Origin of the sequence: Microbispora sp. CL1-1, assembly GCF_012034195.1 — a bacterium.
Lineage (GTDB): Bacteria > Actinomycetota > Actinomycetes > Streptosporangiales > Streptosporangiaceae > Microbispora.
In genome coordinates this window covers 1-11,055 of sequence record NZ_JAATEK010000080.1, presented here as the reverse complement: position 1 = coordinate 11,055, position 11,055 = coordinate 1, and the positions used below count along the sequence as shown (strand labels likewise).

The following is an 11,055-nucleotide window of genomic DNA, read 5'->3' as shown; positions in this document are numbered from 1 at the left end:
CCTCACCTCCTGATCAATCTGTAGATGCCAGATGGCCGCCGGCGTCGCTGCGCCGGCGGCCATGACCCGTGCTCGGAGATCGAATTCAGAGGAGATCTCCTGGTGATCTCCTTCACCTGACCCCGTGTACCGATTCGCGGATGACCAGGCAGGCCGCACCGCGAGCCCACAGAGCGTGGTCGGCGTCGTGGACGATCACATCGCAGTCAGCGGCTGCGCTGGAGAACCCATGTGCTTGCAAGGACTCCCGGCACGGATCGCCGAACAGGTCATGCGTGCCGATGCTCTCCCCAGTCAGGATGATCTTCTCAAGGTTGAGCAGATTGCACAGCGTCGCCAAGCCCAGTCCGAGCGCCTCTCCCATGGACACGAACGCCCTGCGCGCTACCTCGTCCCCGGATCGCGCCCGCACGGCGGCCTCGTCCATGGACGTGCACGGCTTCCCGTCGTACTCGCTGATGTCGCGAAGGACGGCCAGATCGGAGGCCACTGTCTCCAAGCACCCGCGGTTCCCACAGGTGCACTCGTGCCCTCGGGCGTGCAGGGGTATGTGGCCGAACTCGCCCGCCAGACCGGTGGCTCCCGTGTATAGATCGCCGCGGAGCAGAAGACCGCAGCCGACTCCGGCCCCGACGGTGACCACGGCGAATGAGTCGCTGTCGCGCCCAGCTCCGAACCATCGCTCCGCGATGACCAGCGCGTTCACGTCGTTGTTAACCACCACGGGCAGCCCGAGCGTGTCGGACAGCGGCGCCGCGACGTCTATCTCGTCCCAGCCGAGCACACCCGAGTGCACGCACCTGCCGGTTTGAGGGTCGACATGGCCACCCAGAGCGACGCCCAGACCGAGCAACTTGTCCCGTGCGTCCGGTTGCTCGTCCAGCAGTCTTTCGATGCCCTCGATAGCGGCGGCGAAGCCGTCCTCAGGGGAGTAGCCGGTCTTCATCGCTTGGCGGCGACTGGCCAGCACCGTCGCCTCGAGATCGGTCAGCACAACGGTCACGTGCTTGGGAGCCAGCTTCACCCGAGCAGCCGCATGCCTGTCCCCCGCCACTCGCAGCAGCCGCTGTGGCCGCCCGTTACCCGAGCTGCGCTCGCCGGCCTCGATGAGGTAGCCCATGTCGACCAGCGGGTTGACGGCCTTGGTCACCGTCGATTGCGACAGATTCAACCGCTTGGCCAGCTCCGTGCGGGAGAAGGGCCCCGCGGTGAGAATTTCCGCGAAGATGCGCGCGCGGGTGTCATCTCCTGCGGCGCCGGCCAACTCTGGCTGCGCAACCATCCGTATCAGCCCGCTGGCGCTTCCGCCCCCGCCGTGCCCAGGCACGGGTCGCCCTGTCATGGCATTAGTTTACTTTCGCGATACAAGTAAGCGGATGTAGACCCTCGGTGGGATCAGGGTGGATCTTGTCGGCGGCGATGAGCTCGTGGAAGCAGCCGAGGATCTTCGCCGCCGCGTCCCACATCAAACTCGACCAAGGACCTGGAGCTGCCTGAGGGTCGCCTTGGTCGCGGGGGCGGGTTCGAGGTCGAGGCTGGCGAGGTGGGCGTTGAGGTGCTGGGCGCGTAGGCGTGCCTCGTCTCGGCGGCCAAGTCCGATGAGCAGGCGGATGACGGCGGCCGCGGCGGCCTCGTTGATGGGGTCGAGCGTCAGCGCCTGCTCCATGACTTCCAGAGCCCGCTTCGGTCTTCCGGCCTTCTCATGGATGCCTCCAAGCTGGAGGAGCGTCCGTACGGAGGTGAGGGTGAGCGGGTCTCTGTGATCGAGGTCGATCCAGAGATACGGTGCCCCGTCGGCGAGGTGGCCTCGGCAGACCTCGGCGGCTCTGTCCAGAGCGGCGGCCTTGGCCTCAGGGTCTGTGGCTTTCCTCGCTTCGGCGAGGGCGCGGTGGAACTCCCAGAGGTCGATCCAGACGTGCTGGCGGTCGATGCGGTAGGTCCCGCTTTCCGCTTCGATGAAGTTCGTCTCCTTGCGGGTCGTGCCCGTGGCGGCCCAGAGCCGCTTGCGCAGATCGCTGAGCGCGGCGTGGAAGCGGTACCCGGCCTGGGGCTCGCCGACATCGGGCCATAGTTCGGCGCAGATCTCCTCCCGGGTCCGGCCGTTTGGATGAACCGCGAGGAGCACGAGCATCTCCATGCCTTTGGCGGTTGGGATGTCGACCGGTTCTCCGTCGATCTCCACGCGTACCTCTCCCAGCACGAGCAGGCGGACGCGGGTCGTGGCCTGGGCGTTCTCCACGACGGGAATCTCGGCCGCGGGCTCGTCTTCAGCGGGCTCCTCATAACCGTGCTGCATCGCGATTCTGCGTTGGAAGACGATCGCTTCCTGCTGTGAGAGGTGGAACAGGTCGGTGCCGTTCAGGTCGCCGCCGACGGCTCGGAAGTCCGTCCCGACCTCGCATCCGGCCTCCGCGAGCCGGGTCCCGAGCAGGATGGCGCCGATTCCGAGGCGCGGGGCGTATTCCATGAACGACTCGAGGTACGACGGGTCCCGGCCCGTCAGCCGGCCGACCAACACCAACTCCGGGACCAGCTCATCCGGCCTGCTGGCCCGAAACGCGGCGAGGTCGCCGACTTCGGCATCTTGCAGCAGTTCGGTGCGGTGTATGTGCTCGCTGGCGACGTGCGTGACGGCGTCGTCGAAGGTGGGTGTGAGTGTGAGGCCGGGCAGATGCATGGCGAGGGCGTCCCAGTCGTCGCCGAATAGCTCGGCCGCGTCGTCCCGAGATAGGACGAGTTCGACGCGATGCGCCTCGGCCTGGGCGACGAGAGCTGTGAACAGCGCGCGTACGACGTCTTCTGCGCCGCCCCCGTTCAGGCACAGGTTCAGGCACAGGTTCACGGCGACGACCCTGTCGGCGCGTATGCCGACATCCAGCGTGGCAGGGGGCTTGGTGGTGAAGGAGTCCTTGACCAGGTCGTAGTCGTCCGGGACCGGGTCGGTGGATTGCCGGAACTCTTCGTCAACCGCCTGGACTGCTGGCTCCGGCTTGGGCAGGGCCACGATCTGAACGGCTTCCGACGCCCCCGGGATCGGTCGCCGGACGCGTTGCCGTACGCGTACGGCGGCTAGGGCGACGGCGATGCCCGCAGCGAACGACAGGCCGACCACGCCGCCCTCCGGTAGGGCGATGCCCACCCGCGGTGCGGCGTGCGCCGGCAGCGCCGCCGGGGTTTCGATGGCACGTGGTGTCACGGTTTCTCGGGGCACAGGAGCGGGCTCTCGGGCTACGGCCTGCTCGGCAGCCCTGTCCGCTGGCGCCTGCTCCGGCAGCCGCAGACGCCACCCAGCCTCGATCTCGCCTGGATGGGTGAGCTGCCCGCCATCATGCTGAGCCCGGCCCTTGTTGAGCTTGAAGATCTCCCGGTAGCGCTTGCCGTCCCCCAGGTGTCGTTCGGCGATGTCCCACAGGCTTTCGCCTTCCCGTACGACGTGAACCTGCGCGTGCTGCGGCTCCGGCTCCTTGGCGTCCGACGGCATCCGGATGACCCAGCCGGGGCGGATCCAGCCGTCGGAGGTGAAGGTGGCTCCGTCCGCCATCTGCCGGCCTTCGTTCAGCTTCACGATTTCCCGGTATCGCATGGGGTCGCCCAGATGTGTCTTGGCGATCTCCCACAGGGTGTCGTGCGGCTTGACTCGGTACGTCGTGTGCCGAGCAGCCTCAGAGATAGCGACCTCCTGCGCAACCTCCGAAGCGTCCATGGGGGTGGCGGCGACGGTGACCGTGGCGGCAACCGCCTGGGGAGCCGGGGCGACCGACGAGATCGCGATCGTCGTGATGAGATGCGCGGCGAGCCGCTGGAACGGCGTCCGGAGCACGGCACGGTCGTGAACGTTCCGCAGACGGCGCACCACCTCGGCGAGCACCGACCAGGTGAACATCAGCCAGCACAGCCATGCCGTGGCCAGCAGCGCGTTCACCAGGAATGCCGGATCGCCCGGCGTGGCCAGCTCCGCCCCCGTGGGAATGTGCGGCGGATCGAGGAAGCCGAGCAGGACGACGGGCGGCCCGGCGACCAGCGCCACCAGAGCCAGTGCCGAGTAGACGGCGGCAGCGGTCGGACGGTGGCTGTGCATCTACTCTCCCTGCTCGATTCCCTGCAGCATCCGGGCGGAGGCGCTCGCGCTGGCCGTCACGTCGCCCACGCCGATCAGCGACAGCAGCACGGTCGGCCGGGACACGTTCACCGTGACCCGCAACGTCCGTCCGCTCGTCATCGCGACGCTCCCCCGGTGTCCCGACGAGGTGAGGTACGCGCGGGCCGCGGCCAGCGCGTTACCGCTGTCCAGCTCAAACCGGCCGCCCTGGGCGTACGCGCGGTCGACGTCGACGACGCCGGCCCCCGCTCGTGCGGCCTCCTCCGCGACCGCGTACGCCTCCCGATAGGCGCGGATCTTCTGCCCACCGTCCACAACCAGGCCCAGGCAAACCAAGGCGGCCAGCATGACGACCACAACGAACCCCGAGATCGATCCCCTGTCCCCGTGGAGCATCACCGGTCTCCTCTGGCGCGGAACGGATCAAGGCTGCTTACAAACCTGCTGGTCAGAACCTTCGAGCCGGGGATTCCGGGCAGGGCGAGGTCGCTGAGCCGCACGTCACAGGTCACCGTCGCCGACACCGTGGCTTGCCGTCCCAAAGGAGCGGAGAACCCTCCCGTGTCCACCGAGACCGTCGGCGCGCATTCAAGCCCTTCACGAGCGAGTGCCGCTCGCGCGCTCGTCAGCGCCGCGGTGCGCGCTGAGGAGGGGTCACGCGAGATGGACGCCTGCCGGGCGGCATCGCGGGCCGCCGCCTCCACCGAGCCATGCGCGATGACGATCCGCCCAGCAGCGACCATCGCCACGAGCACCAGGACCAGCGCGGGCGCGAGAACAGCCAGCTCTACTGTCATCGACCCGCGCTCGGCGGTGGCTCGGGGGCCCACGCATACGCCTTCCAGCTCGGCGCGATGGACACGGCGCCGGGCTGGTCTCATTCGCGATCTGCCTCCAACGCGCATCAGGTGGGAGTCGACCATCGTTCTATCGGAGCATGGGCGACCTGGGTCACCGTTAGCTTGAGCAGCGGCACCAACGCGAGCGCCTCGCCCTGCACGGTCACCGACACAGTGCCGCCCGTACGGCCGGCAATGGCGTGCGGTGCGAGCAGGAAGGACCCGCCGACCCGCTGGGCGAACCGCTCGGCGACGACCGTGCTGGCCGAGAGGTTGGAGCCGTACGCCCGGGCAACCCGTACGCCCTCCTGGGCGGCGGCGAGTGCGACGTTGCGGGCGTGGAACCACAGCGCCGTGTTGACCAGGAGCAGGGTCAGGGTGAGGACCACCGGGTAGAGGATGGCCGCCTCCAACGGCGCCGACCCGCGATCACTTGATTTTCCCCATGTAGTCGTTGACAACCTGCGTGATCTTGGCTGCGACGGCGACGGCCAGCAGGAATATGGCCGCGGCGAGGACGATGAAGCCCAGCGGGCCCTCTCCGGCGTCCTCCCCGGCTCGCAGGCGAAGCCGCCGAAGGAGCGGAACCTTGGCGTTGATCCACGCGCCGACCGCCAACATGCGACCGTAGATGTGCAGCATGCGAAGGACCCTTCTCTCATACGGTCATCCACCACCGGTCATCCGGGCCAGGGCCGGGTAGCCCAGCAAGATCATGAAGCCGACGACGGTCAGGGACATGGGGACGGTCATGGTCTCGGTACGGCTCTTCGCCCTCGCCAGCAGCGCGGCCATCTCGCTCTCGCGCAGGCTGGCCGCCTTGGCCTTGAGGGTGTCGAGAATGCTGGCGCCCTCGGTGCCGGCCATCTTGGCGATCGCGGCGACCTCGCCCAGCTCTGGTACGTCGAGCTCCCGTGACAGGCGGGCGAGCTCGTCCCAGGCGGAGCCGCTGCCGCGGAAGGCCGGATCGAGCGCGGACGACAGCCGCTTGAACGTCTGCCCCTTTCCGACCCGGGCAGCGGAGTCGAGCGCGTCGGCCGGGCCGCGTCCGGCCAGTCGGCACAGTGCGACGAGGTCGAGGTAGCAGACCAGTGCCCGGCGGAATCGCCGCCGCGCGTTGGCGGCCTCCACCCGCAGCGACAGCTCGGGCGCGGTGAACATCACGGCGCCGAAGACGGCGGACGTCGCCCACAAGATGATCGCGGGGAAGGTGACGCCGAGCAGCCAGCCGTACGTCCACAGAATGGCTGGTCCGCACAGGCCGGTGGCCATGAGCAGCGCCTTCCGACCGAGATGGGTCTCTCGGCTCCTGCCAACGATGGCCAGATCGGCATTCTTCGCGCGGCTGCCCAGCCAGGATGAGCCGAGCACGCCGATGGCCGTGCGGCGGACGCGTTCGGGCAGGCTGTGCACCTCCACCGAGCCGCCGCCGGGCTGGAGGCGCGCCAGCGAGGCGGCCAGCTCGGGTGGGCCGGGCCGTACGGCGAGCAGGATCAGGAACAGGCCGAGGCCCATCGTCCCTCCGGCGGCGAGCACCGCCCAGGTCATCCCGTGGCCTCCTCGTTCAGGAAACGGTCCGTCTCCGGGGCGCTGCCGAGGCGGTGGATCCACCAGAACGTCACGGCGTACAGCCCGGCGACCCCGGCGAGGACGAGCTGTCCGAAGAAGCTGCCGAACGGCGCCACGTACTGCTGGTTCAACAGGGCGAAACCGGTGTAGCCGAGCAGCGCGCCGATGACCCAGCGGGCGGTGGTGCGATGCCGCGACCGCTCGGCCTCGACCTCACGCTGAGCGGACACATCCATGCCGATGGTCCGGGCGAGCCCCAGGAGCACCTCCCGCAGACCGCGACCCCGGGACTCCGCGGCGAGGATCAGGGAGGCGGCAGCCATGTCGCCGACCAGGTCGTCAAGCTCGTCGGCGAAGGCGCGCAGGGCGCTGTCGGCCGGCACACGAAGGGCCAGTCGGCGGGCGAGCGCGGCGACCTCGGCGGCGATCGGCTCCGGTGCGTTGCGGGCGCTGATGGCCAGGGCCTCCTCGATGCCCGCGCTCCCGGACAGGGCGTCGGCGAGCTGGCGAATCCATGTCTCGATCGCCTCCAGCCGGGCGATCCGGCGCACCACCTCCCGGCCGGACAGAACCCGAGGCAGGAGCAGCACGGCGGCCCCGGCTGAGAAGGCGGCAACTGGCCATCCCGTCAGCCAGAACACGATGACCGCGGCTCCAAGAGCCAACGCGAGCGGAATGGTGGCGACCTTGGGCACGCGTCGCCGAGCGCGGCGGGGCTGCCGCACCGGGACCCGGCGCAGGCCCGCGACCACCAGGATGATCCCAGCGGCGAACACGCCTCCGGCGAGGGCTGCGATCAGTTCCACAGCCCACCCGCTCTCGGGATGAACATGGTGGCGTCGAAGCCCGCCTTGACCAGCTTGTCCATGCACTGGGGAGTGACGTTCGGTACGGCCCGCCCGTCCGGCCCTGGTACGAAGACCCGGTTGACGGCCGGGACGACCGAGTCGGCCGGCGGCAGGACCTCGAAGATCTCCGAGATGTAACGGACGTTCATCGGGGCGTCGGGGTCGTGGCTCACCTCGTGCCGGAGATAGACGATGAAGTCGACGGCCTTGCCGACCAGGCGGAACAGCGCGTCAGCGGGCATGCTCCCGGCCAGGATCTCCATGCGGGGGAAGATCTCCTCCGCCGAATCGGCGTGCATGGTGCAGATCGACCCGCGACCGCCGGAGTTCATCGCGACCAGCATGGGGACGAGCTCGTCGCTGCGTACCTCGCCGACGAGGATGCGGCGGCCGTTGAAGCGGAACGCGTCGTCGATCAGCTGGCGCATGGTGACCGCGCCCTCGCCCTCGGAGTTGGCGGCGCGCGCCTCGAAGCTGAGCACGTCGTGGTGCCGCTCGGGCATCAGGTGCAGGAACAACTCGCGCTCGTTCTCGACGGTGATGAGCCGCTCGAACGGGTCGATATCGCCGGCAAGAGCGCGGACCAGGGTGGACTTGCCGGAGTTCATCGCCCCTGCGACGATCACGTTCATCGGGACGTTCATCACCGCGTGCAGGAAGTGCCGGACGGGCCAGGACATGGTTCCCCGGGCGGCGAGATCCGACATGGTGGCGTCGAGCATGCCGTGCTTGCGGATGGAGAACGCCGTGTGCGGGGTGATACCGGTCGCCGCGGCCAGCCGTACGGTGTTGGACAGCGCCTTGTGCAGGATCGGCCTGGCGGTGGAGAAGTCCCTGGCGTTCTGCCCCTGGTAGATGCCCCAGCGGCGGACGTTCTCGATCAGCTCTTCTTCACTGTCGGCGGCCGGCGGGCCGGTCACCTTGCGTCCGTCGGTGTAGGTCACCCAAACCTGGTCGTACCGATTGACGTCGATGTTCTCGACCTCGGGATCGTCCACAAGCGGCTGCAGGTCGCCCAGATAGAAAATCCGGTTCTCGACAGCCTTCTTGAGCTGCTCCTCCTCGTCCAGAGTCGGAGCGGGCCGGCCGAGCAGGGCGAGGTTGTCGGCGTAGGTGCGAACGACGTTCGTGATGACGGCCTTGCCGTACTGCAGGGTCGCCTCCGCCCCCGTGACGCCCGACTCATCCAGCGCATTGTTGACCTGCTGCTGCAGTTCGCGTACGGCACGGCGGAAGTCCTGGTCGTCCATCACGCCATCACCTGATCACTCTGCGCGACGAGAGCGGCCGCGAGCGCCCGGGCGCTGCGCATCAGTGGCGACATCGGCCGGATGCGACCAACGCCGTACGCGAGCGCCGGTGCGGACCACTTGTCGGACGGCAACCATGCCGCGACCGTGGCACCGAGCGTCTTGCCAATCTCCTTGAGCTGGTACTGGCCGTCCCCCACCACGATGAGCTCGGCATCCGGCAGATGCCCGCGCAGTTCCTGCACATCGCGGATGGCGGAGGTTGTGGCGTGCAGATGGGCCAGCGTGGGCCTGGTGACGACGAACACCCGGTCGGCCCGGGCGAGCAGGTCATTCGGCGTGTCCGGCCGCCCCACCTGGCCCAGGTCGACGACCACATCCTCATCCAGGGCGGCCAGGCAACCCACGATCTCCGGCCAGAGTGGTTGGAGCGCCATAGCCTGCTTGGGCTCGGCAAGGCCGGGGAGAATCAGCCTGCCATCCTGAATGGCGTAGAGCTGGTCCCACAGCGCCTCGGCCGCGGCGACTCCCCTGCGGATCTTCACACCCCACTCGGCCAAGCCGCGATCGCGCGGCGTGCCTGCCAGGTAGCCGGACAGGATCGTGCCGCCTCCAGGATCCGCCTCAACCAGCAGCGCAGGGCGCGGCCACTCAAGGAAGAGCGCGAGCGCGGTGGTGGTCGTACCGGCGGCATGCCCGCCCGAGCACAGCACGGTCAGCACGGCGCCCCCGGCTGACAGGCGGGCGCGCGAGTTTGAGCGGCTCTCGACGCGAGCACCATCGCGACCTTCCCCTCCGCGGCCAGACGGGCCAGAGCCGTACCGGTCGTGGCCGGCACCAGGAAGTCCACGACCACGGTCCCATCGGCGTCAGGTTGCCCGACCTTGTCGACCAGCGCGCGATACTCAAGGCCTTGCCGCCCTTCCTCCGGAACGGCTGCCGCGACGACCCGGTCGCCGGGCTTGAGCCCGCGTGCGGGGAGCTGGGTCGCCTTGAGCGCGATCGGTACGATCTGCTGGCCGTCATCGGGGGTGAGGGCTGTGCCCAGCTGGGAGGGCGCGAGAAGCGTCCCAGCCTTGAGGTCGACTGTGGCTCGCTTGCCGATCACGCCGTCTCGGTCCCGTGTGCGGATCCACTGCATCCCCGGCACCACGCCCACCCCGAGGCTCGTCAGGTCCTGAGCCTCGATGACCTCCCCGATCGGCACGTCACGGGCCATGACCAGGACTTGTGTGCGATGCGCGGCCAGTTGATACACCTGCAGCACCGTGACCGCGCTCAACACGACCGCCAGAACGCCGACGACGGCCATCGCGGGGCGGCGCTTGCCTGGCACGGGCCGTGCGGTGGGTGGGCTGTTCGTGGCCGCTGAAGATCGCTGGAGCATGCGTCAGTCCTTGGTGATGAGTGCCTGGGCTTCCGCGACGCGGAGCGGGAACGAGGTCGATCGCGTGATCGGCGGCAACGTGCCACCGGTCCCGCCCGAGCCGGTCCACATGCCGCTCCACGTGACCGTTACCGTGACCCGATAGGCGTTCCCCTGCCCCTGACGGAGCGACGGCTGGAGGTACCTCACCGCGCAGGTCGGCTTCTGGCGGCTCGCGGGGAGCTCCGGGTTGTACGGCGTGCCGGGCCCCTGGCAGGTAACGGGTTTGCCACCGTCACCCGGGTCAACGGTCATCTTCTGGGGGCGTGCTGTCGCCTCTGCCCAGACGCCGGCCGTCTCCACCCGCTTGCGCTTCGGGCTCCACTCCCCCTTGGCCAGGTAGACCCACTCGTCCAGGCCGACCAGGCCGGTGGAGCCGCGCGGCGGAGCGGTGAGGACCTTCGGCTCGCGCACCGGTATCAACGCCCACGCCCGCCGCGCCAGTTGAGCGGGCGTCACGCGAGGAGCCCCAGGAGCGCGATCGGGAACCCAACGGACGTCGCGGAAGCCGTCGGAACACTCAACCAGGTAATAGGCGCCCTTGCCCTTCGGTACGCCTCCGGGGCTCGACGCCGGATCGACCCATTCCAGGCCGCCGTTCTTCATTCCATCGGCATGCCAGGGTGTGTAGGAACAGGTGACACTGGACCGACGGTGAGCCGCACTCGCGCTTGTGGCCTGCTGTCCAGAGTGCGGATCTTTGTCGGCCGTCAGGACATAGCCCAAAGGCGACGTCTGAACTTCGTTGTTGTCCAGTGGCGGCGAGGGCGTGAGCATCGGCACAACGGGCAGCACGCTCGCGATCAGGATACGGCTGAACACGACTCCCTCACATGCTCAAGAGTCGAGACCTTCCACGCCCCCTCAACCAAGAGCAGCGTCGCGACGAGATGGGTGTTCTCACTCCCGTGAAGAACCCGCTTCGAGGTCTTCTCGTCCATCTGTCCGCTATTGCGGTTGTCCTGGCAGTCGTGCAGCGTCGCCTTCTGCCCCTTGACCTTGATGTCGAAGGGGTGGAACACCG

13 protein-coding genes are annotated in these 11,055 nt (G+C 68.7%); all 13 read right to left on the bottom strand.

What is annotated here, in order from left to right; translation table 11 throughout:
- Positions 1-112: 112 nt before the first annotated feature.
- A complete protein-coding gene (locus tag HCK04_RS39400; protein WP_205831262.1) occupies positions 113-1,342 on the bottom strand; it encodes an ROK family transcriptional regulator in 1,230 nt (409 codons plus the stop codon).
- A gap of 123 nt (positions 1,343-1,465) precedes the next feature.
- On the bottom strand, positions 1,466-3,922 hold the full coding sequence (locus HCK04_RS39395) for a LysM peptidoglycan-binding domain-containing protein (RefSeq protein WP_168066640.1): 2,457 nt from the start codon (positions 3,920-3,922) through the stop codon (positions 1,466-1,468).
- Positions 3,923-4,078: 156 nt separating this feature from the next.
- Positions 4,079-4,495 (bottom strand): pilus assembly protein TadG-related protein, encoded by a 417-nt coding sequence (locus HCK04_RS39390; protein WP_142652622.1) that lies wholly within the window; start codon positions 4,493-4,495, stop codon positions 4,079-4,081.
- Positions 4,495-4,896 (bottom strand): TadE/TadG family type IV pilus assembly protein, encoded by a 402-nt coding sequence (locus HCK04_RS39385; RefSeq protein WP_205831261.1) that lies wholly within the window; start codon positions 4,894-4,896, stop codon positions 4,495-4,497. Before HCK04_RS39385 ends, HCK04_RS39390 begins: the two co-directional genes overlap by 1 nt.
- Positions 4,897-5,003: 107 nt before the next feature.
- Complete coding sequence (locus HCK04_RS43260; RefSeq protein WP_240972248.1) at positions 5,004-5,351, bottom strand: TadE/TadG family type IV pilus assembly protein; 348 nt, start codon at positions 5,349-5,351, stop codon at positions 5,004-5,006.
- Between the two features lie 16 nt (positions 5,352-5,367).
- Entirely contained in the window at positions 5,368-5,580 is a 213-nt protein-coding gene (locus HCK04_RS43255; RefSeq protein ID WP_168066636.1) for a hypothetical protein, read from the bottom strand.
- A gap of 24 nt (positions 5,581-5,604) precedes the next feature.
- Complete coding sequence (locus HCK04_RS39370) at positions 5,605-6,486, bottom strand: type II secretion system F family protein (protein ID WP_142652619.1); 882 nt, start codon at positions 6,484-6,486, stop codon at positions 5,605-5,607.
- Positions 6,483-7,313, bottom strand: a complete 831-nt coding sequence (locus HCK04_RS39365) for a type II secretion system F family protein (protein WP_168066634.1) — start codon at positions 7,311-7,313, stop codon at positions 6,483-6,485. The genes HCK04_RS39370 and HCK04_RS39365 overlap by 4 nt, the downstream gene beginning before the upstream one ends.
- On the bottom strand, positions 7,304-8,605 hold the full coding sequence (locus tag HCK04_RS39360) for an ATPase, T2SS/T4P/T4SS family (RefSeq protein ID WP_168066632.1): 1,302 nt from the start codon (positions 8,603-8,605) through the stop codon (positions 7,304-7,306). Before HCK04_RS39360 ends, HCK04_RS39365 begins: the two co-directional genes overlap by 10 nt.
- Positions 8,605-9,327, bottom strand: coding sequence for a hypothetical protein (locus HCK04_RS39355; RefSeq protein ID WP_142652616.1), 723 nt, complete (start codon positions 9,325-9,327; stop codon positions 8,605-8,607). The genes HCK04_RS39360 and HCK04_RS39355 overlap by 1 nt, the downstream gene beginning before the upstream one ends.
- A complete protein-coding gene (locus HCK04_RS39350) occupies positions 9,321-9,992 on the bottom strand; it encodes an SAF domain-containing protein (RefSeq protein ID WP_142652615.1) in 672 nt (223 codons plus the stop codon). The genes HCK04_RS39355 and HCK04_RS39350 overlap by 7 nt, the downstream gene beginning before the upstream one ends.
- A 3-nt stretch (positions 9,993-9,995) precedes the next feature.
- A complete protein-coding gene (locus tag HCK04_RS39345; RefSeq protein WP_142652614.1) occupies positions 9,996-10,853 on the bottom strand; it encodes a hypothetical protein in 858 nt (285 codons plus the stop codon).
- Positions 10,835-11,055: hypothetical protein (locus HCK04_RS39340; protein WP_168066629.1), on the bottom strand; the 221-nt coding region annotated here is incomplete at its 5' end. The genes HCK04_RS39345 and HCK04_RS39340, both read right to left, overlap by 19 nt.